Origin of the sequence: Paenibacillus taichungensis, assembly GCF_003287275.1 — a bacterium.
In the GTDB taxonomy this organism is placed as follows: domain Bacteria; phylum Bacillota; class Bacilli; order Paenibacillales; family Paenibacillaceae; genus Paenibacillus; species Paenibacillus taichungensis_A.
The window spans coordinates 25,814-52,580 of the sequence record NZ_QEVW01000033.1; the positions used below are offsets into that span (position 1 = coordinate 25,814).

The 26,767-nt window shown below is 45.8% G+C and carries 22 protein-coding genes; 17 read left to right on the forward strand and 5 right to left on the reverse strand.

From position 1 onward, the window contains the following. Positions 1-162 precede the first annotated feature (162 nt). The 8 genes from DC345_RS30320 (at position 163) to DC345_RS30355 (ending at position 11,376) form a co-directional block, all read left to right on the forward strand. On the forward strand, positions 163-1,416 hold the full coding sequence (locus tag DC345_RS30320) for a mechanosensitive ion channel family protein (RefSeq protein ID WP_113056308.1): 1,254 nt from the start codon (positions 163-165) through the stop codon (positions 1,414-1,416). Between the two features lie 223 nt (positions 1,417-1,639). Continuing rightward, positions 1,640-2,893, forward strand: a complete 1,254-nt coding sequence (locus DC345_RS30325) for a macrolide family glycosyltransferase (protein WP_113056309.1) — start codon at positions 1,640-1,642, stop codon at positions 2,891-2,893. Between the two features lie 167 nt (positions 2,894-3,060). Beyond that, positions 3,061-3,915: an aldo/keto reductase gene (locus DC345_RS30330; protein WP_113056310.1), complete on the forward strand. Its 855-nt coding sequence runs from the start codon at positions 3,061-3,063 to the stop codon at positions 3,913-3,915. A gap of 299 nt (positions 3,916-4,214) precedes the next feature. Further along, positions 4,215-5,909, forward strand: a complete 1,695-nt coding sequence (locus DC345_RS30335) for an extracellular solute-binding protein (protein WP_113056311.1) — start codon at positions 4,215-4,217, stop codon at positions 5,907-5,909. Between the two features lie 81 nt (positions 5,910-5,990). Further along, a complete protein-coding gene (locus tag DC345_RS30340) occupies positions 5,991-6,917 on the forward strand; it encodes an ABC transporter permease (protein ID WP_113056312.1) in 927 nt (308 codons plus the stop codon). A 30-nt stretch (positions 6,918-6,947) separates the two neighbouring features. Then, positions 6,948-7,832: a carbohydrate ABC transporter permease gene (locus DC345_RS30345; RefSeq protein WP_113056313.1), complete on the forward strand. Its 885-nt coding sequence runs from the start codon at positions 6,948-6,950 to the stop codon at positions 7,830-7,832. Between the two features lie 49 nt (positions 7,833-7,881). After that, positions 7,882-10,215, forward strand: a complete 2,334-nt coding sequence (locus DC345_RS30350) for a helix-turn-helix domain-containing protein (protein WP_113056314.1) — start codon at positions 7,882-7,884, stop codon at positions 10,213-10,215. Positions 10,216-10,248: 33 nt separating this feature from the next. Further along, positions 10,249-11,376, forward strand: coding sequence for a glycoside hydrolase family 88 protein (locus tag DC345_RS30355; protein WP_113056315.1), 1,128 nt, complete (start codon positions 10,249-10,251; stop codon positions 11,374-11,376). 191 nt (positions 11,377-11,567) lie between these two features. Here the strand turns inward: DC345_RS30355 and DC345_RS30360 are convergent, their stop codons facing one another. The 5 genes from DC345_RS30360 to DC345_RS30380 form a co-directional block, all read right to left on the reverse strand. After that, positions 11,568-13,319, reverse strand: a complete 1,752-nt coding sequence (locus tag DC345_RS30360) for a sulfatase family protein (RefSeq protein ID WP_258530929.1) — start codon at positions 13,317-13,319, stop codon at positions 11,568-11,570. A 153-nt stretch (positions 13,320-13,472) separates the two neighbouring features. Beyond that, a complete protein-coding gene (pdxA, locus tag DC345_RS30365) occupies positions 13,473-14,474 on the reverse strand; it encodes a 4-hydroxythreonine-4-phosphate dehydrogenase PdxA (RefSeq protein ID WP_113056316.1) in 1,002 nt (333 codons plus the stop codon). After that, entirely contained in the window at positions 14,471-15,766 is a 1,296-nt protein-coding gene (locus tag DC345_RS30370) for a four-carbon acid sugar kinase family protein (RefSeq protein ID WP_113056317.1), read from the reverse strand. Before DC345_RS30370 ends, pdxA begins: the two co-directional genes overlap by 4 nt. A gap of 62 nt (positions 15,767-15,828) precedes the next feature. Continuing rightward, positions 15,829-16,815: a 2-keto-3-deoxygluconate permease gene (locus DC345_RS30375; protein ID WP_113056318.1), complete on the reverse strand. Its 987-nt coding sequence runs from the start codon at positions 16,813-16,815 to the stop codon at positions 15,829-15,831. A gap of 168 nt (positions 16,816-16,983) precedes the next feature. Next, positions 16,984-18,666 carry a sigma-54-dependent transcriptional regulator gene (locus tag DC345_RS30380; protein ID WP_113056319.1) on the reverse strand — a complete coding sequence of 561 codons (1,683 nt, stop codon included), beginning with the start codon at positions 18,664-18,666 and terminating at the stop codon, positions 16,984-16,986. Here DC345_RS30380 and DC345_RS30385 point away from each other — a divergent pair. The 9 genes from DC345_RS30385 (at position 18,649) to DC345_RS30425 (ending at position 26,624) form a co-directional block, all read left to right on the forward strand. Continuing rightward, a complete protein-coding gene (locus tag DC345_RS30385; RefSeq protein WP_113056320.1) occupies positions 18,649-19,335 on the forward strand; it encodes a MarR family winged helix-turn-helix transcriptional regulator in 687 nt (228 codons plus the stop codon). The two genes, DC345_RS30380 and DC345_RS30385, sit on opposite strands and share 18 nt — an antisense overlap. Further along, positions 19,319-20,173, forward strand: coding sequence for a class I SAM-dependent methyltransferase (locus DC345_RS30390; protein ID WP_258530930.1), 855 nt, complete (start codon positions 19,319-19,321; stop codon positions 20,171-20,173). Before DC345_RS30385 ends, DC345_RS30390 begins: the two co-directional genes overlap by 17 nt. Before the next feature lie 142 nt (positions 20,174-20,315). After that, positions 20,316-21,020 carry a PspA/IM30 family protein gene (locus DC345_RS30395; protein WP_113056322.1) on the forward strand — a complete coding sequence of 235 codons (705 nt, stop codon included), beginning with the start codon at positions 20,316-20,318 and terminating at the stop codon, positions 21,018-21,020. A 46-nt stretch (positions 21,021-21,066) separates the two neighbouring features. After that, entirely contained in the window at positions 21,067-22,098 is a 1,032-nt protein-coding gene (locus DC345_RS30400; protein WP_113056323.1) for a TFIIB-type zinc ribbon-containing protein, read from the forward strand. 23 nt (positions 22,099-22,121) lie between these two features. Further along, positions 22,122-22,901, forward strand: coding sequence for a TPM domain-containing protein (locus tag DC345_RS30405; RefSeq protein ID WP_181586793.1), 780 nt, complete (start codon positions 22,122-22,124; stop codon positions 22,899-22,901). Between the two features lie 39 nt (positions 22,902-22,940). Further along, the gene (locus DC345_RS30410) at positions 22,941-23,957 is read left to right on the forward strand and encodes an SPFH domain-containing protein (RefSeq protein WP_113056324.1); all 1,017 of its coding nucleotides are present in this window, start codon (positions 22,941-22,943) and stop codon (positions 23,955-23,957) included. Positions 23,958-24,156: 199 nt separating this feature from the next. Further along, the gene (locus DC345_RS30415; protein WP_113056364.1) at positions 24,157-24,384 is read left to right on the forward strand and encodes a DUF896 domain-containing protein; all 228 of its coding nucleotides are present in this window, start codon (positions 24,157-24,159) and stop codon (positions 24,382-24,384) included. Between the two features lie 129 nt (positions 24,385-24,513). Then, the gene (locus DC345_RS30420) at positions 24,514-25,476 is read left to right on the forward strand and encodes a ring-cleaving dioxygenase (protein WP_113056325.1); all 963 of its coding nucleotides are present in this window, start codon (positions 24,514-24,516) and stop codon (positions 25,474-25,476) included. Positions 25,477-25,535: 59 nt separating this feature from the next. Continuing rightward, positions 25,536-26,624 (forward strand): low temperature requirement protein A, encoded by a 1,089-nt coding sequence (locus DC345_RS30425; RefSeq protein WP_113056326.1) that lies wholly within the window; start codon positions 25,536-25,538, stop codon positions 26,622-26,624. Positions 26,625-26,767 lie beyond the last annotated feature (143 nt).

A 26,767-nucleotide genomic window follows, 5' to 3' on the forward strand; every position in this document is an offset into this window, starting at 1 on the left:
GCCCAGTCTATGCACATTAGCCCATTTGTGTGATGTGATACTTATGAGGGGGGAAGTATCCTGTACCCCATCAAACGATCACTGTAATTTTTTGAAATTTTACTTCGTACTAGAATGTAATTTATAATAATAAGTTAATATAAACCGCGTCAGGAGGATACAATGGACTTTATCAAAAATCAACTAGACGGAACTGGCATGAGTGAACAAACCATTGGATATCTTTCGAATTTGATCATGGTGGTATTTATAGCTGTGGTCTCCATACTGGCCAATTTTATAGCCAAAAAAATCGTACTGAAGATTATTATCCAAATCATCAACAACAATCGGTACACGTGGGATAAAATCATTGTGGAGAAAAAAGTGTTCCACAACCTCTCACATCTGGTACCGGCGATTATCATTTATTATTCTGCGTATGTCTTCCCGTCCTATCAAGCTTTGATTGAAAAGGCAGCTTTAACCTATATGATCGTCATAACCATCACGGTATTAAATGCACTGCTTAATGCCTTTGATACCATCTATCGTTCCTATGAAGTCTCCAAGATCAGACCCATTAAGGGATACATTCAGGTGGCCAAGATCGTTCTTTTCATCATTGGGGGCATTATCGTTATCTCGAGCCTCATTGGTCAGAATCCGTTAATTATTCTGAGCGGACTTGGCGCGTTATCAGCCGTTCTGATGCTCGTCTTCAAGGATTCCATACTGGGACTGGTGGCAGGCGTGCAATTATCATCGAATGACATGGTGCGTGTGGGTGACTGGATAGAAATGCCCAAATATAATGCCGACGGTGACGTCATCGATATTACTTTAAATACGGTAAAGGTTATGAATTTCGATAAAACGATCACCATGATTCCGAGCTATGCTCTCATCTCGGACTCATTCAAAAACTGGAGAGGTATGCAGGTATCCGGTGGCAGAAGAATTAAGCGAAGTGTCTATATCGACACAAGCAGCATCAGCTTCTGTACCAAGGAAATGATTGGGGAATTTCAGAAGATCCACTATCTTACCGATTATCTCGAGACCAAATTAAATGAAATTAACGAATACAATATAGAACATCATATTAATACGGAAAGCATTGTGAATGGTAGACAGCTTACGAATGTCGGTGTATTCCGAGAATATATCCATCAATATCTGAGGAATCATCCGAAAATTCATAAGGATATGACGTTGATCGTGAGACAGTTGGCGCCGGGAGATAACGGACTACCCCTTGAAATCTATGCATTCAGCAATGATATCACCTGGGGTGTATATGAATCGGTTCAAGCCGATATCTTTGACCATATCTTCGCTGTTGCGCCGACATTTGGCCTTCGTGCCTTCCAAAACCCAACAGGTCATGATATCGTGCAACTAAAAGAAAGCCCCCAATATTCGAGAGGATATTGAGATAGGTTATGTAGCCGATCCAATATAAATATGAACAGAGGAAGCACCGTAATGGTGCTTTTTTTGTTTAAAAAGTGACATATATACTATTTACAAAAATGGAAATAATTAATAGTATATTCATATGGGCACAATTTCCAGTTTTTATTTTGCACCTATTATCTTGAAGCTAGAAATAAAATGTCCGCTTTGAAGATTGGAAAATTTAATGGAGGTGAATTTCGTGGCACGTGTATTATTAGTTGTAATGATGCCTGCAGAAGGGCATATCAATCCGACGCTCGGAATAATCAAGGAACTGGTAGAGAACGGCGATGAGGTCGTTTACTGTTGTACGGAAAAATACCGGACGAAGATTGAAGCGTTAGGCGCACAATTTAAAGCATACTCCTTCAACGAGGCAACCCTGCTCAACAACCCGGATATGAAGCCTTTTGAAATCAAGCACCCTTACCAATTTTTATATATGGTTTTGAAAAAAGTTATTCAACGATTTATTCCGGATGTTCTGAATCTGATCGAAAATGAAACCTATGATTATTTAATTTTTGACTCCTTAATAGGCTGGGGAGGACAAATTTTAGGCGAAAAGCTGGGTATCCCAGCAGTGTGCTCAACCACCACTTTTGTTTTTGTGGAGCCTCTCGGATCAGGTAATCAAAATCAACTGAAGGATGACGATGAGGAGGTCAAGGAGCTATATAACGGCATCATCGAGATGTCCCAGCAATTAGCTTCCCAGTTCAATGTAGCTGTGCCTTCTCTGGCGGATCTTTCAGGGCATCCAGGACAACTAAAGCTGGTCTATACAAGCCGTTATTTTCAACCCATGGGGGACAAGCTGGATGAGAGCTTTGTGTTCACTGGCCCATCAATTACCCCCCGCAAGGATGCACCATCCTTTGCCAAGGAATCTCTGCATGTCGTTTATAAACAGGCGGTTTATATTTCAATGGGAACCATTTTAAACAAGGATCTTGATTTTTATAAGCTGTGCTTTACGGCTTTCGGTGATTTGCCTGTACAGTTTATATTGTCTTCAGGGAAGGATACTGATTTGGAGCCGATTGCGGATCTTATTCCTGACAATTTCATCATCAGACCCTATCTCCCACAATTGGAAGTGCTACAGGGTGTAGATGCTTTTCTGACACATGCGGGCATGAACAGTACAAGCGAAGCTTTGTATTATAATGTACCCTTGGTCATGCTCCCGTTAACCTCGGATCAGCCGCGTGTAGCAGGCAGGGTGCAGGAGCTCGGAGCAGGGGTCATCGTGGATAAAAATAACCTTACACCTGACGTGCTGAGAACCGCGGTACTAGAGGTGCTCGGCAATGCCTCCTATAAGGAGCATGCTGAGGTTATTGGGAAAACGCTACGCGATGCTGGTGGGTACAAGCAGGCTGCTATGGCCATTCAGGACTTTATGGGCAATCGGTCGTTATCGGCCACGCCGATCTCTTCGCTTGAATAAAGAGGCGACTTGCCTCTATTAATATTAGACGAGAAAGCCATCATCCCATATAACGGGGTGGTGGCTTATATTTGATTCATCCGTATATGGAGGGGTAGAATAACGGAGAGGGCATATCACCTTTTCCATATCGTTTTAGTATATATTTCGCAAAGGAGTGTTTACAGATGAATCATACAATTCCGGAATATACGTTGAATGATGGCTTAAAAGTACCTGCCATTGGCTTTGGTACCTATAGCTTAAAAGGAGAAAAAGGCGTTAAATCCATAGCGTCCGCGATGGATGCAGGTTATCGACTGATTGACACCGCGTATAACTATGAGAACGAGGCTACTGTCGGGAAGGCCATTAAGCAGAGCTCCGTTTCCAGAGAAGAACTACTCATTTCATCTAAACTGCCAGGGCGTTACCATGCCTTCGATAAGGCGATCGTAGCCATCCAGGAATCTCTATACAGGGCAGATCTGGATTATTATGATCTGTATCTGATTCACTGGCCGAATCCGAAGCAGGATATGTATGTGGAAGCGTGGCAAGCACTCATTGAGGCCAAAAAACGCGGATACATCCGTTCCATTGGAGTTAGCAATTTCCTTCCGGAACACAATGAACGCCTGATTAAGGAGACGGGAGTAGCGCCAAGTCTGAATCAGATTGAGCTGCATCCATTCTTCGATCAAGCCGATCAGCGGGAGAAGGATTCACAGCATGGCATTGTTAACGAATCCTGGAGTCCCATTGGACGTGGCAATGATGCAGTACAGAATATCGTAAAAGATGAGCAGATCCTACGTATTGCCGAGGCTCATGGCAAAACGGGTACGCAGGTTATTTTGCGCTGGCATACCCAGCTTGGTTCCATTCCGATCCCTAAAGCAGGCTCGCTTCAACACCAACAGGAGAATATCAATATTTTCGATTTCGAGCTGAGCGAGAAGGAAATGGAAGTCATTTCTTCTTATCATCGTAAAGATGGACGGTTGTGGAATCAGGACCCGAGTGAATACGAAGAATTTTAAAAGGCTTATCATAAAGAATTCGATCCAACACCTTACGGTGAGTTGAATGGGTATAAAATAAATATGGCCTTCTAACCTGCAGGGATGTAGATTAGGAGGCTTTTTGTTGTATGTTTTTACAAAACGTAAGGTTTACTAAACAGGTGTGCTGGTTCAATATTTTGCTAGACGATTTGACCAAACGGGTTATTTGGGGAAGGCCTCTTTCACCTTTTTTGCTAACCAATCAATCTGGAAATATGATCTTGATCTCTTGAATTCATGTGCAAATCCTGCGCTGCATAAGGAAATATCAAATTTTGGATATATCTGCAAGAATGGAGGATAGCCATTATATCGGGCAAGCGGTACCTTTATGGGGAGCGATGACAGGGTTGCTTATCCACGATACACATTCAATGGGGGGACGTGAAGTGATGAAAAGGTCATGGAGAAAACGACTGACAATTGGAATCTGTCTAATGATGAGTATTGCTGCTCTTGGGGGCTGTTCAGGAGACAATGGAAGTTCAGGTGAAGCAGGAGGAGATGGACCTACCCCCATTTCAATCTGGATGTCGATGAATACCAATGCTTCCATCACACTCAAGAGCATGAATGAAATCACGGCGATTAAGGAATGGGAGAAGAAGACCAATACCAAAATCGAATTCCAGCATCCTGCGGTGGGTGCCGAGACCGAACAGTTCAATGTCATGATTGCCTCGAATCAGCTGCCTGATGCCATGTTTGTCAATGGAGATTATGCCAAGCTGTTCAATGATGGTATCATCATTCGACTGAACGAACTCATTGATGAATACGCTCCCAATTTGAAAAAGATCCTGGAGGAGAATCCCGAGGTTGCCAAACAGTTAAAAGCCGACAACGGAGATATCTATGCCATACCACATCTGCGTCTGGGGGAATACAAAACCTTCGGCGGTACGTTCATCCGTCAGGATTGGCTGGATGAGCTGAAGCTGGAGAAACCGGAAACGATTGAAGAATGGGAGACGGTACTCAAGGCCTTCAAGGAGAAAAAAGGCGTAGCAGCGCCCCTGTTGTTTGGTGCACCACCCAAAATGACCACGATGGGGCCAGCCGCACCGACATATCTGGAGGCTTATGGCATCACGAATAATACGTTTATGAAAGATGGCAAGGTGGTCTATGGACCGATCGAGCCGGAATATAAGGAATTTCTGACGATGTTCCATCGCTGGTATCAGGAGGGATTGATTGATCCCGATTTTGCTACCAATGATCAGAAAACATACGACGCCAAAATTTTGAGCAGTCAAGCGGGTGCGTTTTTCACCTTCATCGGTGGAGGTGTAGGCCGCTACCTGCCCGCTCTGCAGGAAACGGATCCGAACGCCAACCTAACCGCTACCCAATATCCAGTACTGAATAAGGGTGATGAGCCGATGTTTACCGGACGTTCCTGGGAATGGAGCAGTAGCGGTGTTGTGCTCACCAACAGCAACAAACATCCGGAAGAAACGGTCAAAGCACTCGATTATTTCTTCAGTGAAGAAGGACATATGCTCAAAAATTTCGGTGTGGAGGGCCTCACCTATACGATGAAGGACGGTTACCCGACCTATACGGATGAGATTTTGAAAAATCCGGACGGCCTGTCGGTTGCTCAAGCCATGGCCAAACATTTTATTGCCAACTACCCCTTTGTGGGGGAGGATGATGACCGGTACAACGAGCAATATTATCAGCTCCAACAGCAGAAGGATGCAGCGGTTCTGTTCTCCAAATACAGCGAGAATACGCTGAAGGTAGGCCTTCCTCCGACCAGCCTGACAACAGAAGAATCCACGGAGTACAGCAAGATCATGAGTGATATTGGGACCTACCGGGACGAGATGTTCGTCAAATTTGTCATTGGGGTTGAGCCGATTGAGAACTTTGACAAGTTTGTGGATCAGATCAACAAGTTTAACGTGAAACGGGCTATTGAAATTCAGCAAGCTGCCCTGGATCGTTATAACGCCAGATAAGGATGAGATGTTCACGGGTGGTGAAGCCTTTTTACGGCTTTACCGCCGTGGATGCCCTCTTTGGAATGAAAAAGGAAGGGGATGAAGGAGTTGTCGCACAAGCTTTCCTTGTTATGGCTCAATTACAAAAAGAATAAAGCCATCTATTGGATGGCTCTTCCCGTCGTTTTATATTTTCTCGTCTTCAAATACCTGCCGATGTACGGAGCCATCATTGCATTCAAAGACTACTCGGTGGGCAAAGGTATCTGGGGAAGTGATTGGGTCGGATTGCAGCATTTTCGGGATTTCTTTCAGAGCTATTATTTCTGGCGGATTCTGAAGAATACGCTTTTGTTAAGCTTTTATCAGCTGTTGTTCGGTTTCCCGGCTCCCATTCTTCTTGCTCTTTTGCTGAATGAGCTCAGGCATGAAATCTTCAAACGTACGGTGCAGACGATCTCGTACATTCCTCACTTTATTTCCATTGTCGTCATCTGCGGCATGATTGTTGATTTCTCGTCCCGGGATGGACTGTTTAACAACATCATTGGTTATTTTGGCGGTCAGAGCAGTGCGCTTCTCAGCGATCCGGCCAATTTCCGTACCATTTATACTGCCTCATCGATCTGGCAGGAGCTTGGCTTCTCCAGCATTATATATTTGGCTGCACTTAGCGGCATTAACCCCGAGCTCTACGATGCTGCCAACGTGGACGGAGCGAGTCGTCTTCGCCAGGTATGGCATATCACGCTTCCTGGCATCATCCCGATGATTATGATTCTTCTCATACTCCGCATTGGTGGACTGATGGAGATTGGGTTCGAGAAAATTATTCTGCTCTATAATCCGAATGTGTATGATACAGCAGATGTGATCTCGACGTTTGTCTACCGCAAAGGGATAAGTGAAAGTGCCGAGTTCAGCTATACAACCGCGGTGGGTCTGTTCCAGTCGGTCATTAACTTTGCGCTGTTAATCGGTGCCAACCGCCTGTCCAAGGTGATATCCAATACGAAGCTGTTCTAGCCAAGAACGAGGTGAAGGGAGGGATTTCTTTTGCGAATGAAAAGGTCCATTGGTGAGCGGCTGTTTGGCGGTGCCAACGCGATTCTGATGACAGGGCTGATTATCGTAACCTTGTATCCGCTGCTGCATGTGCTGAATGCATCGCTTAGCGACTCAGGTCAACTCATGGCCCATAGAGGTCTGCTGCTTTTCCCCAAAGGAATTACAATGGATAGCTACAAGCTGGTGCTAAGCAACCCCAACATTCTGTCCGGATACCGGAATACGATATTCATTGTGGTGGTGGGCACAGCGCTGAATTTGCTGTTCACCATTCTAGGGGCGTACACGTTGTCCCGCAAAAGCTTTATGCTCCGCAATCCGATTATGCTGGCGATTGTATTCACGATGTTCTTTAACGGCGGAATCATACCGTCTTATCTGTTGATCAATAACACACTTCATATGGGCAACAGCCTCTGGGCTTTGATTGTACCCGGTCTGATCAGCAGCTATAATCTGATTATTATGCGAACTTCCTTTGCTGAAATCTCGGAAAGTCTGCTAGAGTCGGCCCGTATAGACGGGGCGGGAGAGATGCTCATTCTGTGGCGGATCGTCGTACCATTGTCCATGCCCGTTATTGCGGTGATGATTCTCTTTTACGGCGTTGGTCACTGGAATTCATGGTTCAGTGCGATCCTGTATATTCGGGACCGGAACCTGTTTCCGCTTCAACTGGTGCTGCGTGAAATTCTGATTCAGAATAGTACAGATTCGATGACCACAGGAGCGACCGCGATGGACAAAGAGGCTATCGGGGAAAGTGTAAAATACGCAACCGTCATGGTAGCTACCCTGCCTATATTGTTCATCTATCCGTTCCTGCAGAAATACTTTGTTAAAGGTGTTATGATCGGAGCAATCAAAGAATAGAGTTGCCTTATCAAGTCATACCAAATAACACAGTGTGAGGAGGAGACGCATGAAGAGAAAAAGCATCCTGTTATCCTGGGGCATTTCTTACATGGTCATTCTGCTCATACCGATTGTGATCGGTGCTGCTGTATTTGCCGAGTCTCGCATGTTGCTTGAGGAAGAAGTGAATCGTTCCAACATGGTGCTGTTATCTCAGGTACAGGAAACTATTGATAACCAGATTAGTGATATTGGCAGCATTAGCAATCAATTAATGGCTGACTCCCAACTCATGAGCTTCATCAATCATGCGTCTGAACAGGATGCCCGCTGGAGGTTCATGGGGATTGATCTGATCAAAAACCTGAAATCCACACGCGTCGGAAATGGCCTGATTAGTGAACTATATATTTATATCAAACAACCGGATATTGCACTGTCCTCGTCTTCACTTATTCAAAAAAATTATCTATATGACATGTTCTATCAGGGCACCAATGTAACCGAGGAAGCATGGACCCGGCTTATGCATGATTCCGGCAAGAGCATGTACCGAAAGATGGAGGTTCGGAGTGAAGATAGACGGATTGAAGACACGCTGGTCTATATTCAGCCGTTTCCTATTCAGAATGGCGCTGACAGCCCTGCGACCTTTGTCGTTAACCTGGACCCCAACCGATTCCAGCAAGCCATTGATAATGTGCGTTTGGAAAAAGAGAGCACCGTGTTTATTCTGGATCACGACGGTCAAACGTTATTTTCTACCGGATCACTTGAAACCCCTTACATAAAGGGGGAGGATCTTAACTTTTTCGATGACGCTGGGAAAAGAACGGAAACGATTGAATGGAACGGAGAATCCGTGACCGTATCGCAGATTTCTTCCAAGATCCAGGACTGGAGGTACGTATCCATCGTACCTACCCGAATCTACGCCAAGAAGCTGACGGTTATCCGCGATATTACGCTTGGGGGTGTTGCCGCAGGACTTCTTCTTGGCGGGGTGGCAGCCTGGTGGTTCACCAGACGGAATTACCGTCCGCTGGGACGAATCATGAACATTATCTCGGATAAGGTCAAGTGGAAACTGGAGCAGCCGGATGATGAATATGGCATCTTGCAGTCTGTCCTAGTGCAAGCCTGGGAGGAGCAGGACCAATTCGCGAACAGGCTTAAGGATCAGCAAAGCGTTATACGGAGCAGTCTGCTCTCCAAGCTGATGAAGGGAAGGGTACAGGTTGGTGAGGAGTTTGCATCGACTCTGGAACGTTCAGGTATTCGATTCGAGACGGAGTCGTTTGCCGTATTGCTCCTGCACATTGAGGATGTTGAAGGGCTGTTCCGTTCCAGAGTACGTGAGCAGGACCAGGAGGAGAAGCATCAATTTGTGCACCTGATTCTGACCAATGTGCTGGAGGAGATGATCGGCTCAATCGGTCATGTATACTCTGCCGACATTGATGGAAGAATTGCGTTCCTGATCAATATTCGGGAGCGTGAGGAGAATACCAGTCATCGGTTAATTCGTGCAGTCGAAGAAGCCCAACGTTTCATCGGCTCCCGATTCTGCGTGTACTTCTCTGTTGGCGTTAGCCATGTTCATCACCGTATTTCGGAGATCGCGGATTGTTTCCGGGAATCGGAAGAAGCGCTGGAATACAGGCTGATTCTGGGGATCGGTCAGATTATTGATCCGAACCGGATTCGTCGGCCCAAGGAGGAGCTGTATTACCCTCTCGATCTGGAGAGACAGCTCATCAATTATATCGCTACAGGCAATTATGCCCGTTCCACGGAAGTGATGAACGAAATTCTCATGACTAATTTTGCCGGAGAACCCTTGTCTGTTGAACTGGCTCGCTGTCTGATGTTTGAGTTGATTGGTACCTTTCTGAAGGCTACAGAACAGATCAAGACGGACGACCAGAACGAGATGACGCAGCGCAACGATCTGATTCGGCAATTGTTTGCATGTGAGACCTTTGAGGAGATCGAGTCCGAATTGCTTCGGATACTGGAGACGGTATGCCAGACGGTGCATGAGCGCAAGCGTTCCCGCAGTGAGGAATTGAAGGATCAACTGGTGGAATTCATTCATGAGAGTTATGCGGATGTCAATTTGGGCTTGACCCATTTATCCGAACGCTTTCGTTTTCATCCAACCTATGTCTCCAAGTACTTCAAAGAACAAACTGGAGTCAACGTGATTGATTACATCAACCATTATCGGATTGAGCAATCCAAGAAAATTTTACAGGCAGAGGAACTGACGATTCAGGATGTTTCCGAGCGGGTGGGTTTCCTGAACAGCAATTCGTTCATTCGTGTCTTCAAAAAATATGAGGGAATTACACCCGGCCAATATAAGCAAAATAGCAGACTTGTCCAGCAAGAGGGTTGAAGAATAATACTTGCTTAGAGGAGGAACTGTAACATGTGGAAAAAAGCTATTGAAGATGCATTGAATGTAACCGGGCGTAACATCGATCGATTTGGGGGACGCTTTCCCCATGTTAGTAACGGGGATGAGCATTATGTGCTTAACGATAATACGGAGTGGACGGCAGGGTTCTGGTCGGGCATTCTGTGGTTATGCACGGAGTATACCCAGGACCCGAGGTTTCGTGAGGCTGCCGTGAATAGCGTCGATAACTTCCGTCGGCGAATGGAGCAGAAAATCATTTTCGATCATCATGATATCGGTTTCCTTTATTCGTTGTCTTCCAAGGCACAATGGATTGTGGAGCATGACGCTGCCGCAAGGAAACTCACGCTGGAAGCTGCGGATATGCTGATGAAACGCTGGCGGGAGGAATCCGGACTGATTCAGGCTTGGGGACGTAAAGGCGATGCGAACAACGGAGGGCGAATTATTATCGATTGTCTACTCAATCTTCCACTGCTGTTCTGGGCGTATGAGCAGACCAATAACGAGGAGTATCGCCGCGTTGCCGAGCTGCATGCGCTGAAAAGCCGCCGTTTCCTCGTTCGTGGAGACGACTCCAGTTATCATACCTTTTATTTTGACCAGGCTACCGGAGAGGCCATTCGAGGTGGTACACATCAGGGTTACCATGACGGCTCAACCTGGACTCGTGGACAGGCATGGGGGATATATGGTTTTGCCCTGTGCAGCCGTTATTTGCAAAGTGCAGAGATGCTGGAGACAGCCAAACGTCTCGCACGTTATTTCATTGCCCATTTGCCGGAGGATGAAGTAGCGTACTGGGATTTTGATGCCCCGCAGACGCCTAATACGAAAAGGGACAGTTCTGCATCGGCCATTGTTGCCTGTGGTCTGCTGGAAATTGCCGGACGGCTGGATGAAGCCGATCCTGAGCGGGAGGTGTTTCGGAAGGCAGCCGAGTCGTCCATGAAATCCTTGATTAATCATTACTCCACGCAGGGCTCGGATACAGCCGAGGGTCTGCTGAAGCATGGTTCCTACTCTGTAAGAGGTGGAGATTCACCTGACGATTATACGATCTGGGGCGATTATTTTTATCTTGAGGCGTTAATGCGTCTGGAACGAGGTATTCCTGGCTATTGGTACGATCGATAGGCGAAGACTGTTGCGGGATTTATTGAATAATTAAAGTCGCAAAAAGGGGATGTCCCATAAGTCATGAACATGACGAGTACATCCTTTTTAGCGTTAACAGTGTTTAATGAACCGAGCACATATTATTAGGTGCAATTTCTATAAGTCTGCGTTTGGCTTAACAAATGATAGAGATGTTATTTCCCGATCCTCTATATCGTAGGTTGATGAGGATAAAGGCGTTTTTGTTTCCGTTGTTCCTCCAGAAGTTGCATCATCCATTGCTGAATGGTCATCGTTTGCGAGGTAGCATAGGCAGCATGGGCCAGGTTGCAGGTTTCCAGCGGATCATCCGTTAAGTTGTACAATTCATATTCATCCTGTACGGGAATGGTTTTCGTTGTGGATACACAATGTCCCGAAGCGGGATTTCCAACAGGATGTGTAGTGACATCCCGGACGCCAGGTTGACTCCAAAATTGAGCATTGTCAAAGTACCGGGAAAACTTCCAGATTTCCGATTTGTTATTTTTATACAGGGTGGTGATTACGGTTTCGATGTGATTGGGTTGTACAACAGACGAATAAGGCACACCCAATGGGTTCGTTTGGTGCTGACCATGTGTGACATCATCATCGGTCATAAAATAGATCGGTTGCTGGGTCAACGCGGGATTATGGTCTCCATAAACAAGAGGCGTGAGGTTCCGTCCTACCATATGGCGGGCTTCACTGAATTCCTTTTGTAATCGTCCATGGATTTCAGAAACGTTAATATTGGCCAGACCTAGCATGGTTGGCAGCAGATCGACATGACTTGTCAGGCTATGCACATGTTGTTGCTCGGGGAACAGATGTTTATTATGAATCAAAAAAGGAACATGAAGGTATTCCTCATAGGCACAGTACCATTTTTGATGAAGATTACCGTGAGCACCCAGCAGTTCGCCATGATCGGATGTGAAAATAACAATGGTATTGTCATAGAAGGAGGAACGCGTAAGAGCCTCATACACTTTGGACATTTGGCGATCCGCATTTTTTTGCAATTGGTAATAGAGCTGACGGTAGAAACTCTGATCGGTGATAGGCTGTAAAGCTCTTGGATACAAGTCCCGGTAACTTGCCTGACAACGCGGCTTGGTGCCCAGCCACTCGTGTATTGTCGGCGGAGCGTCGACTGCGGGCATCGGATCTACCTCGAATTTGAAATTGGGTAGTCGCGCGGCGAGATCACCATATAGCGTAATATCATGCGGGTTCACAAAGGAAGCGACAATGAGCCAGGGCTCAACTTGTTGATTTTCGTTCTTCCTGCGATCAAGGGACTCAATGAGATGAACCGTTTCGGCGGCGTATACCTCGTCCCGTCCACTTAAGCCAAAGGCGGCGGAGGACGCGGAGTTGCGAGGGTTTCTGCCTATGGGATCTGGGCCGATCCAATCGGAGAACCCGAAGTCCTCCAAACGGCTCGCGTGGAGGTAGAGGCTTTCCAGCTGCGGCTCAGGAACTCCAGTCAAAGGGTTATAACTCGGAATACTTTGGTGGGTGCCGGGAGAGATGATATCCGCATTGGATATATGCCATTTTCCTTTATAGTACGTCTGGTATCCTGCTGCCCGGAAGTAATTGCCCATCGTAGGCACCGTATTGGAATTCAGCCAGAACATGTCCGAGTCATACGATTCCTTGGCAATGCCGACCGTTTGACTGACACCGTGCAGTGATGGATATTGACCTGTGAAAATGGTAGCCCTGCTGGGACAGCAGGCGGTTGTTCCGATATAATGCCGATGGAATTCCATACTGTGAGTTTTTAGACGTTCCTGGGTAATCAGATTTTCTCTTCGCCATGCCTGTATTTCTTTGCTTTCATATACAGGAGGATACCGCTCTTCATCCACAAGAATGACGAGAAAGTTGGGTTTCTCCAGAATAGAAGATGGCAAGGAAGTATTGTTCACGGAGTTCACACACCCTCAATCTTTTTACTTTAAGGTATGTGAGGAAGATTACGAAAAGTCCATCTCCACTGACTACACTTGTACGCAAAACGACCGCTTCCCAGGAGAAGAATGGGAAACGGTCGTTTACGATATCATATCTCGTTGATTTCTTTAAATTTGCGTTTTTGGCGCAAGCTCAATGGCGGAACGGATGGCAGCCAGCATGCTTTTGTCATCGGCGATGTTTTTGCCTGCAATGTCAAAGGCTGTTCCATGGTCTACAGAAGTACGGATAATGCCGCCTTTGAGACCCACCGTAATGTTCACGCCTTCTTCAATGCCCATGACCTTAATTGGTGCATGTCCCTGGTCGTGATAACAAGCCACAACGATATCAAAATCGCCACGGCCAGCGCGGAAGAATAACGTGTCCGCTGGAAGTGGACCAACCACGTTAATACCTTCCTTTTGCGCACGTTCGATGCCGGGCTGCAGTTTTTCTTCCTCTTCACCGTTACCGAACAGTCCGTTCTCGCCTGCATGCGGGTTGATACCGCAAACAGCTACACGCGGATTTTCGAAGCCGGCTTTTTTCAACGTATCATGAGCCAGTTTAACCACAGTGTATGTTCTTTCCGGATTGATACTCGCAATGGCATCAATCAGGCCCATATGCGTCGTAAGGTGAATTACTCGCAGATTGGGTGTAGTCAGCATCATGGAGAAATCCTCGGTATCGGTCAGATCAGCCAAAATTTCGGTGTGACCTGGATACAAGTGCCCACCCAGGTGCAGGGCTTCCTTGTTCAGAGGCGCCGTGCAGATGGAGTGGATTTGCTGTTTTTTGGCCAGATCAATGGCTTTGGCCAGAAACTGAAATGCTGCATCTCCCGCAACGGCAGATACTTTTCCATATTCCAGATCTGCAGGAATGAGATCCAAATCAATAACGTCCACCGTACCGAATTCATACTTGGCTTCGGATGGCTCATGAATAGCGTTTACTTTGAGGCTTGATCCGATGACAGGCAGGACACGCTCCAATATTTTTGCATCGCCAATGACGAGTGGATTGCAATCGTTGTAGACCTCCTGATGGCCCAATGCTTTCATAATGATCTCGGGTCCAATGCCTGCTGCATCACCCATTGTAATTCCAACGGTTGGTTTCATACGGTAACTCCTCCTTTTAACTTTTCAATGGCATGGATGAAGACGTCGGGCTTGCCGAAGCCACCTGCTTTGGTAATCACGTGCAGATCCTCAATTCCAATAAATTTCGAAATCGGTACACCAATTTCAAGCTCATCAAGCAGTTCAAAACCACTGATATTCCACTTCATACAGATTTGTTTAGCTGTATCTCCGCCTGTCATGGATACCCCTTTGAAATACCCGTTCTCCAGCAGCTTGGCACAGATTTCACCTATGGCCCGTACAATCTCATTGCTGACCTCGGTGTGATTAAGTCCTCTGACTTCACCCGTAGCACGTGCCAGTTCAATATCGACCTGTTCGGCGGTTGAATAGAGGACAACATCATGGCCTTCTACGGCTTTGGCCTTCACTTCCTCATACACACGATCGATTTCTTGCTCACGATCTGCCGATCCTGATACGGCTTTGAACGAGTGGAACGGGATGGATGATACGTTGGTTTTCTGTAGCAACAGCTTGAGCTGTTCACGAGAGTTTTTGTTGACACTCCCTACCACGGTGAGGATCGGACCCGGATTCGTTGGAATGGTCAATTCCACAGACTTGGCTCCCAAGCCGTAATGAGTAGGAAGGTAGTTCGCGATCCCCGCCGAGCCTGCCCAGGCAAATGAATAATCCAGCTTGCTGGTGATGCTTAATATCTGTTCCAAGTGCACCTCATCCGTCGAGTCGACGAGAATATAAGGAACGCCGTTTGCCTTGAAGGTTTCCAGCTGCGTCTTCACATGAGCTGCACCCGATTCAAGATCACTCACCGTAATCTCGCCTACGTCATACTTGGTCTGGAGCTTGAGCAAATCCGGCAGATATGAAAGGGTCACAGGTGTCTTCGGATCATTCGCAATCTCGGTATCGGCCAGTGGAACGCCGTTCAGATAATGCGTGCCATTAAGAATGGTGCGATTGTTCTTGGGATAGCCCGGGGCAATCATCATGAAGTCCGGTTTGACCACATCGTACAAAGCGTCGATCTCGATCCCGATGTTTCCGCGCATGGTCGAATCCATTTTTTTGAAAATGGTACCAAATCCGTTCCGTAACAGCAGTTCGGCTGCTCGACTAACCCGCTGATACGCATCCTCCGGTGTGATGGAACGGCTATCGGTATCAAACACGACCGCATCGTAATGACGAATGTTATCTTCGTCCATGTTGAAAAGTACGCTTGTCTTTAATCCATGACGGGCAAGCTGCACCCCGCTGTCATTGGCGCCGGTCAAATCATCTGCAATAATGGCTAATTTCATGCAGTCATCCCTCCTTGAAAATCAAAATTAAATATAAGTCCGGTCAGTTAAATTCAATGCATTTATGTGGACGGTCTTTGATTGTATTTCTCGACGCCGCCTGATTTCTCCAGCCTTTTGGAAAGGAAACCGATGAAGATCGGCAGGAGAATGGCGGTCGTCACAACACTCGCCGCAATCTGTACTGTAGCAATCTCGGCAATCGGGGCAAATGAAGCATTTGCGGCCACGATGGCAGCAGGCGTGCCTACAGCGTTACCGGCAGTAGAGCCTTCAGAAGCACCAACGATCGGGTTCCAGCCAATGGCTCTGAACAGCAGGAATCCAACGCCGCCAGTGATCAGTACCGTCAGGACACCGAGCAAGATACCGCTGAGTCCACCTTGAATGATCGACGAGAAGTTGATTCCCATACCCAGTGAAAAGGCGAAGAACGGAACGAGCTTGTCGCTGCCTTTGTGCAGCCAATCAGCCATGTTTTTATCGAGGTTACCAATAATAACGCCGACGATAAGCGGAAGCAGTACGGCTACAAAGGACATTGGAGAGAACATGCCGTTGGCAAAGCCCATTGCACCGAAGATGGAAAGGGCAACCATGGTAAGAAACGGTCCGTCGCTGAGCGCGAGGAACGGATAAGCAGCCTTGTCATCTTCTTTGCCGTATTGTCCGGCCAATGCGATGTACAGTCCGCCGTTGGAATTCGTCATTGCAGCGATAATGGCAAGTGGTGCCAAACCAAGAAATAAACCATTGGAATCGGCAAAATAGATGGCGATCAAACCTAATACTGCACCAACTGCCCACTTGAACACAAGCAGTGTAACACCCTTTCCAACCGAAGAACCGGCCGTCTTGAACGTGATTTGTGTACCAGCAATCAACAGGAACAGGGCAATCAATGTGCTGGAGCTATTTACGAACAGGGCTTCCGTGAAACCCCCGATTCGCAAAGCATTCGGAAAGAATGTGTTAATGGTTGCGCCGAGCAACAGGGGAACAACCATCATACCGCCAGGAATACGATCTAATGTTGCTTTAATGTTCATAGTAGTGGCTCCTTATGAAGTAATCGTTTTTATAAAGCGTTTGCAGGGATTATGTTATCCCATATTGTTTATTTTAGCAACACTTAATTATTGTAAATTTTAAGAAATAGTTATTAATGTTTAATTATGCAACACATATAATCATAAAAAAAGCGTAAACCTAAAGAGTTACTCTTTAAGTTTACGCCATAACGTGGCACGGTTAATCCCCAAGCGATCGGCCGCCTTGGATTGATTATTGTTTTCCTCATGTAGAACGAATTGAATAATCTCTTTTTCGATTTCTTTCAGCGTACCATTAAACATCATCGTATTGGGTGAGGGTTGTTCACCGAGCAGATGTGATAAGGTCTCGGCTGAGATCACGTAGTCCTGTTCATTCAGTGCAGCCTGTTTGATTAGATGCCTCAGCTGGTTCACTGTCATATGCGGAACTTGTTCCCTAATTAGCTGCAACGCGTCCTCTTTCATCTTCACAGCAACCGTCCCATACTTCTGGTAGTAATCGCTGAGGAAATGCTGGATCAGTGGCGCAAGGTCCTCCTGCCTGTCCACAAGGCTCGGCATAATGATCGTATTCAGCTCGATATCCAGTGTTCTGTTTGGATTCAATCCCTTTTCCCCCAGGATGAATACTCCGATCTGCCTCTGTAGACAAGTCTGAATGAATGAGATTAATTCCTCATCCTTCGAGCCATCTTCCAAATGATTAATTTCTACGTTGCGCACTTTGGAGAGTGGGATTTTGTGCAAATGGCCTGGAGGAACCTGGGCAAGATCGATTTGGAGCATCATCCCACCGCTGGAGTACATCTGATGTATATGTTTGACGAGAAAAGATTTGCCCGAATCCGCTTCGCCAAGCAGATAAATAGGTTCATGGTTCTCGTAAACGGCCCGGATATTTTTCAATACGGTCTGCATGGCAGGTGATTCGGCAACGATCGGTTCCATGGATATATCGGTATATGCCGTTATGCCGAATTGTGCAAAAGCATAGGGCTGTCCTTTTTCAAGGGAGTATACTTTATAGGTTTTGTTACTTAACGTCGTTTCATAGGCTGTCACCGTAAGTTGGTAATCATCCACGATGAACACATTTTGAACCTGGGATTGATGGAAATCCAGGTTGGTATTGGTGAGATAAATGTGATTATCGGTTAGTGGATTCTGCTCAAAATCGGTCAAATTCTCGAATACAACCTCGTTCTGCTCGTTTAAAACAAGAAGATTAGGATGCTCTTGGGTGACCAGATTGTTGAGTATGACGGATATCGCGTGATTTTTGCTCAAGTACCGATATACCAACTGGGCATCTTCAAGCGCTCTGAGGATGGATTCCTTGCCAGACTGGATCAGCAATCCTTCCATTCCATAGGTTTTGGCTGTATTCACGGTGATAACATCGCCAACAATCTGACGATACCCTGACGCTTTCAGCTCCAGCAGCAGCCTTGCTACATCCTCGGAGCTGCGTATAGTATACACCTTTAATGGCAGTTCCATTAGATCGATAATCGACTGTGCGCCTGAAGTAATGTTGGCAAAGCCAACGATAGCGGTTTGGCCGTTGAACTGGCTTGCGAGCGTTAGCGAACGAATCATGTCATATCCGGATAACTGCACATCAATGACGGGAATGGTTACGGCTTCCTTGATTAGCTGGGCAGTACCGCCGCGACTAATCATAATCTCCGCCCCGTTTCGTTCAGCCCGGGCCGCCAATTCGGCGCCTTTCATCAGGTCGCCCACCTCATACTGAATGGCTAACTGGGGAAATAGCGGAATACATTCTTCTATAATAGTAGTCATGGATTCGTAAGGAGCGATAATATGAACTCGTGTACGCATAATTTTCCTGCCTTTTATAAAAATCATTCATGGTTCCTGCTGGTCATCAGACCAGAGGGCTTTCCTTATTATAGCCAACTTGCAGAGGAATGGCATCCCTGGGCCAGCGGAGTTATTATAGCAACCAACCAAAGTGCGAGAAAATATTTATTTGCTTTGCGCAAACAAATAAATTATGATCAGATTGGAGGTGATCATTTTTTGGCAAGTAATCGAGATGAGCTGGAGAAGTTGGCTTACGGTACGTTAAGAATAGTTAAAGAATTTACGCATGCACAAAATCTTCGGTCAGATCTGGATCGTCTAACGTTTGAAATTCTGCTGTTTGTCAAGGAACAGGGAGCTGTGAGGATCACGGATATTGCCAGCAAACTAGATTTGAATCCCTCATCAATCACCCGGAGAATTCAGGGGTTGAAACTGTCTGGTCATATCGTTGCGGTCTCAGATCCGAATGATTTACGGTCCAGTTTGGTTACCTTGTCTCCATTGGGAGAAGAGGAATTGTCTGATTTCCTGAAAGTGAGTATTGATGGTTTGGCACATATCTTGCGCGATTGGAACGACAGTGAGGTCCAGATGTTTGCCGAACAGTTATTAAACTATGCGGATTCCATGCGTACGTGGCGTCTGGCTAAAGGAGCGGACTCAAATGTCGGCCAAAAATGAAAACCCTGACCAAAGTAAGCAATATGCTAATTCGGGTAAGTTCAACGCGAGAATTCATTTGCATAAAACATATAGCACGAATCCATATCCCTGGCCTCTTTGGGTCTTTGATCAATTTCCAAAGAAGGATCATCTTAGGGTTTTAGAATTGGGCGGTGGAAACGGATTATTGTGGATGGCCAATGCCGAGCGCATTCCTGATCATTGGGATATAACCATTACAGACAAATCGTCAGGGATGCTTCAGGATGCCGAGCGCAATCTTGCTCATCTTGGGGAACATATCCAATGGAGTGTCATGGATGCAGAGGATATTCATTATCCAGATGAAAGCTTTGATATCGTAATCGCGAATCATATGTTATATCATCTCGGGAATCTGGAGAGGGCATTGTCCGAGATCGGGAGAGTGCTTAAGAAGAACGGGACCTTTTATGCAAGTACCATCGGTTCACGAAATATGGCTGAGATGAAAGAGTTGGTAAAAGAATTTAATCCTGATAGCCAATATGACAGTGTTCTTGGCATGATTGAGTCGAAATTTTCCATGGAGAACGGAAAGCAACAACTTGAAAACGCCTTTACTGATGTGCAATTACATGTGTATGAAGATTCGCTTTCCATAACAGACTCAAACGCAATCGTCGAATATGTATTATCCATGAATGGGTTGGAAGGAAATGAACAAGTCATGAGTCTTCAGGAAGCCAAAGCGTTTAAAATCTTTTTAGATGAGAAAATGAAAGAATCGGATGGGAAGATACACATTAGCAAGGCTTCCGGAATGTTCTCTTGTATAAATGCCAGAATTGTTCATTCATCAAGGAATCCATCCTAGTATATGAATTGAGTTCTAAAGACGGCGTTCTCCGAAAAGTGGGGGGCGCCGTTATTGTATTTGGGGAATAAGGTAAATGAAACCTTCAACCTCATATTCATGTATTATAGTACATATGAACTGATCGAAGGAGGAACGAAAGATGGGAATCTTATCGAGGTTTAGGGACGTGATGAAAGCGAATGTGAACCATGTGCTGGCTCGGGCGCAAGATCCAGAGAAGACGGTGAATGAATATATGCGGAGCTTGAGCAGTGATCTGGGTCAGGTGAAGGCAGAGACGGCTGCGGTTCTCTCGGATGAGAGCCGGGCGAAGAGGGCTTTGGACGAATGCAATGCAGAGATTAAGAAATTACATCGGTATGCAGAGAAATCTGCGGAGTCCGGTGATGAAGACAAGGCACGTGGATTTCTGGAAAAGAAGGCAGCGCAGACTATGAAACTGAACGAATTACAAGCTGCCTATGATCGGGCTTCAGCCAAAGCCAAAATGATGAAGCATATGCACGAGAAGCTGGTTGCGGATATGGGGCAATTGGAAGCTCGGCATGCGGAGCTGAAGGGCAGGATGGCGGCTGCCAATGCGCAACAACAGGCCAATGAACGGAACGCTTCGGCTGCCAATGCGAATGCTGCTTTTAAGGCGATGGAAGACAAGGCGAATCAGGCACTTAACGAAGCTGAGGCTTTGGCTGAACTTCGTGCTGGGGCACAGGAAGATGATTTGGATGTACTCATTGCGCAGTTGGAGCAGCAAATGAATGCCGAAGCGGGTAATAATGCACAGGTGACGCCGACTCCAGAGGAAGAGCTTACAGCAATTAGGAAGAAATTGGAAGATAAATAACGATATATATCATTTAATACATTTCGTTAAACATTGAGGTGAGCAAATGCCGGTAATCGAGTACAAGTGTCCCAACTGCGGCAGTGGAATGCTTTTTAATAGTGCAACTGGAGCGTTATCCTGCCCCAGCTGCGGACGACAGGATAATATCGAACAGATCCCCGATCCGCTGAAGAAACAGGTGTTCACGGAGAATGAGGTCAAGGAGTATCACTGTAACAGCTGCGGCGCGGATATTGTAACTGAGCCGGAGACAAGTGCAACGACATGCAGCTTCTGTGGAGCTGCCGTTGTTCTGAGTGATCGACTGACGGGAGATCTGGCACCGGCCATGGTCTTACCCTTTTCGATCAGTAAGGATGAGGCCAAGCAGGCGTTCAAAAAATGGTGCAGAAACGGCTTGCTGACACCTAGCGGATTCATGACAGCTGACCGGGTTAAGAGCATTACCGGGATATACGTGCCCTTCTGGTTATATGAGTTACATAACAAAATCGAAGTACATGGCCGTGGCACAAAAATCAGAACTTACACGCAGGGTGATTATCATTACACGGAAACGCAGCATTTTGATATTTACCGGAGAATCCGGCTGAATTATGTGAATCTGCCCATTGATGCTTCGGAAAAAATGAAAGATGAACTGATGGATAAGCTGGAGCCATTTCCGTATAACCAGTTAAAGCTTTTCAAAACCCCGTATCTCGCCGGGTACATTGCGGAAAAATATAGTTATACCGATGAGGAACTATACCCGCGCGCCAAGGAAAAAACGAGCTCTTATATCGATTCTTATATTGCATCAACGGTTTCAGGCTATAACAGTGTCAGTTACACAGACAAACAGATTGATACTACATTGAAAAATGCAGACTATGTGCTGCTCCCGGTATGGATGGTTTACTATGACTACAATCGTTCGCAGTATACCTTTGCCATGAATGGTCAGACAGGTAAAGTGGTGGGGAAACCGCCTATCAGCAAAGCTAAAGTTGCCGGATGGTTCGCAGGAATTTCAGCCGTTTCCTTATTGTCATTGAAACTGGTCTCCTGGATGATGGGAGGTGGATTCCTGTGAGAAAAAGAAAACATTTGGCATGGATGGCAGCACTCATTTTATTAGTGATTACCCTCGTGTCTCCATTGATTACAATGTCAGTAGCATCGGCAGCAGATAGCAAGAACCTGATTTACGATGAAGCTAATCTGCTGAACGAGCAGGAGAAAAGTGAACTGAACGCAATGGCGAATGAATATGGGGCGGAGAGGCAGACGGATTTCGTTATTTACACCTCAAATAATGAGGAGCAGAAGAGTGAAATACTGCTCACTGAGGATTTCTACGATGATCAGGGGTTTGGTTACGATAAGGCTCATGGTAATGCAGTTATTTTGACAATTGATATGTATAACCGGAAGATGTATCTGGCTGGTTTCTATAAAGGGAAAGAGTATATCGACAATGGCAGAGCCGATAAAATCACAGCCAAGATTGCACCAGATGTAACGGACGGTAATTATAAACTGGCTTTTGAAAAGTATATCAAGCTGTCCTACGAATATATGGGAATTAGACCGGGAGTAAATCCTGATAATATCCTCTTTAATATCTGGTTCCAACTTATTGCGTCCATAGCAATTGGAGGAGTTGTTGTTGGGGTAATGGCCTATCGTTCCGGTGGGCGAGTTACAGTCAATCGTGCTACTTATGAGGATTCAAGTACTTCCAGTGTGGTCGATCGTCAGGATCGGTATATCCGTACTACCGTAACCAAACGGAAAATTGAGAAGAACAACAATAATGGTGGCGGAGGCGGTGGAGGTGGGGGAGGTACCACCCGAGGTGGCCATTCGCATAGTGGTAGCAGCAGATCTTTCTAAGATAAGAAGTAAGACCAAATAGAAGGGATGGGAACGAGTATGGGATTTTTCAAAAATCAATTTTCAAATGTAGTGGAATGGGAAGAGTTTAGAGATGACATGATTTTCTGGAAGTGGAGTAACCGTGAGATTAAGAAGGGAAGTAAATTGATTATCCGTTCGGGGCAAGATGCGATCTTCCTGAATAACGGCAAGGTGGAAGGGATTTTCGAAGACGAAGGATCGTTTAATATCGATTCCGAGATCATTCCTTTTCTGTCTACCTTAAAAGGATTCAAGTTCGGATTCAACAGTGGCATGCGGGTCGAAGTGCTGTTTGTGAATACGAAGGAGTTTACGGTTCGGTGGGGCACGCAAAGCCCGGTATTGATTCCAACTCCTCAACTTCCAGGCGGGATGCCGATTCGTGCAAATGGTACGTTTAATTTTAAAGTGAGTGACTATGTTACATTGATCGATAAAATCGCGGGTATCAAGCAGAGCTATCTGGTCGAGGATGTTAAGATTCGGATTACATCTGTGCTGGATCAGTTGCTAATGAAATGGATTAGCCGTGAGGGTAAGGACATGTTCAACCTGCAGGCGAATGCTTCGGATATTGCCAAAGGAATTCAGGAAGATCTGGATATGCAAATGATGGACATTGGGATCGGAATTACAGGCTTCCAGGTGATGAGCTTCAATTATCCGCAGGAGATTCAGGATATGATTACGAAGACCGCTTCACATGAAATGATCGGCAATTTGCAAAAATATCAGCAGGTCAGCATGACTGATGGCATCTCATCCGGAAAAGTTAAGGGTGGCGGCGCTGCTTCGGATATGGCGGGCATGATGATGGGCATGAACATGGCGAATGAAATGATGAAGAACATGAATCAGAACCAGAACAACCAGAATCAGAATTCGGATCAAAAGCCTGCGGCTAATCAAAACAGCGATGCAAGTGCATCTTCTTCGTCTGGGGACAATAAAAAACCGAACTTCTGTCCGAACTGTGGCGCCAAGAATGAAGGAGCAAATTTCTGTCCAAATTGTGGTCAGAAGTTGGGTTAACCTATATCTAAACATAAGAAGGGCATACTCTAAGGTCAAACTTTGGAGTAAGCTCTTTTTTTATTCTATTTTAAATGGGAGAAAACGGTTGACAACGGATCATAAATCATTTATCTTTAAATTAAGATATTTAATTTGAATATAAATTACACCAAAAAACAAATATCTTAATTCCGATTTACGAGGAGAGATCAAGATGATGATTCCAACATTGACCAGAATAAATGAACTTTCAAGAAAAGCCAATGCGGCAGGGTTGACGGAGATGGAGAAAGCGGAGCAAATTCGTCTGCGTCAGGAATATCTGCAAACCTTTCGTGGTTCGATCAATGATATTCTGCTGAATGTAACCATCTATGATCCGAACGGCGATGACGTCACTCCGGATAAACTGAAACAGGAACAGGCCGAACAAAATAATAACTGAATCAGCTTGGATAAATATCTTAATATTAAGATAATATATGACTATAAATATAAATAAAGCACCTATAAGACGATCTACAATTAACTCTTCCCATACAAAAATGATCTATAAACCTAGGAGGAAATGATGATGACTATTCAAACTGCAGGTATTCACCATATTACAGCTTTTGCGGGAGATCCGCAGGCCAATGTCGACTTTTATGCTGGTATCTTGGGACTTCGGCTTGTGAAAAAAACAATCAACTTCGATGCGCCGGATGTGTACCATCTGTACTTTGGGGATGAGAACGGAAGTCCAGGTACCATTATCACATTCTTCCCATCAGCCGGATCGTCGCGAGGCAAAATTGGTGGCGGTCAGGTTGGCATCACCTCATATGTGATTCCACCTGGGACTATTGGCTTCTGGCAGGATCGGTTGGAGCAGTATAACATTGAGGTAACCAAAACAAGTCGTTTTAATGAAGAGCTGCTGCAATTTGAGGACAGCGAGGGCTTGCGTCTGGAACTGGTTGAACGTGAAGAGGGTCCAGCCAGCACCTGGGTGCATGAAGGCATTCCTGCGGACAAAGCCATCAAAGGATTTGGAGGTGCTGTGCTGTTCAGCGTCAATCCACAGAGAACGATGGATGCGTTGGCCAAAATACTCGGATTCACCAAAGTAGACGAAGATGAGGAGTATGTACGATTCCGGTCCGTCGGAGATATCGGTAATGTCGTGGATGTTCCTGTCACCCGGATGGCTTTGGGGACAGGCGGAGCAGGGACGGTTCACCATATTGCGTGGCGTGCCAAAGACTTTGCAGAGCACGAGCAGTGGAGAGAAGCTGTACAACAGTACGGCTATCAGCCAACCCCAGTTCGGGACCGTCAATATTTTAACGCAATCTATTTCAGAGAAGCCGGCGGAATCCTGTTCGAAATTGCTACCGATCCTCCTGGATTCGCGAAAGATGAGCCAGCGGAGTCGCTTGGACAGAAACTCATGCTGCCTGAATGGTTTGAGCCATATCGTGCCCAAATTGAAGGCAATTTGCAGCCGATCCAGGTAAGAACGTTAGAGCCTTCGCATTCTATGCGGACACGTTAAAGAAGAGGCAAGAATAAGCAATCTTTTTGTAAGAGTCTAACCAAAAGGAGCATTGAAGGATGATGGAGAAAAAGGTTACTTGGCTGGAGCTGTTCTATGATTTGCTTTTTGTAGCAGCGGTCTCCAAAGCGGGTCATGTCCTGCTGCATGCCGAACATGGCGTGATTTCGTTTGAATATTTGATGAAATTTGTTTTGATCTTTATTCCTGTCTGGTGGGCATGGGTCGGTCAGACCCTATTTATAAACCGTTATGGTCAGGATATCTTCATCCATCGAGTATTCCTTATCCTTCAACTCCTGTCTGTTCTGGTGATGACGGCGAGCCTCTCGGTTGATTTTGATCAATACTATCTTCCCTTCTTTGCGGGTTATATCGGTTCGAGGGTATTGACAGCCATTCAATATTTTATGATTCATAATTCCAAAAGTGAACATCAACAAAAAGCCGCCCGTTATCTGGGCGTATGCTTCATCATCGGCATATTGATCTCAACAGGTTCCTTGTTCTTTGATTCGTGGCTGAGATATGCGATTTTGTACGTGGGCATTGCCGTGGATATCATTCTCCCGCTCATCGGACGCCGAAATCTGGTGAAGGTGCCGATACATACCCATCATTTATTGGAACGTTTCGCTCTGTTTACACTTATCCTGCTCGGTGAGTCAGTCGTCAGTATCATTGCCGTGCTGCAAATGGATCACTGGGATGTAAAATCTGTTCTGTTCGCGGCGTTTACATCCATATTCGTGATTGCGATGTGGTGGCAGTATTTTGATAATGTTGAGAAAAAGGTCAGTAAAGAGATCCAGACCGCCGGGCAAGCGATCATCTACGGCCATCTGTTCATCTATATATCCATGAGCATGATTGCCGCTTCCATTCAACTGTTATACCTGAATGAACTCCATTATGGTTTCATGTTGGCCTTTGTATTTGGCCCAGTTCTGTTGTATTTTCTGTCCACTTCGCTGGTGTTCCACCGCTACAGGCATGTTCATCTGCGGCTCCGTCCACGTCACTTGGTGTTCATGCTGGGGATCATGGCTGCGTTTATCGTTGTGGATCTGATCTATCGGGTGCCTAATTATGCAGTTGTGGGAGAGAACATGGTGTTCTTCCTTGTCTACGCCAAATTAACGACCTGATTCATAGGCCACACAAGAATAAAAGTCACGGACGAACGACGTTCGTGGCTTTTTAAGTTGGATATTTGTAAAATCATGTCCACTGTGAGAAAAAACGTTTAACCTGATTTATTTTCTACTATAGAATCTGTTAATATGAGACT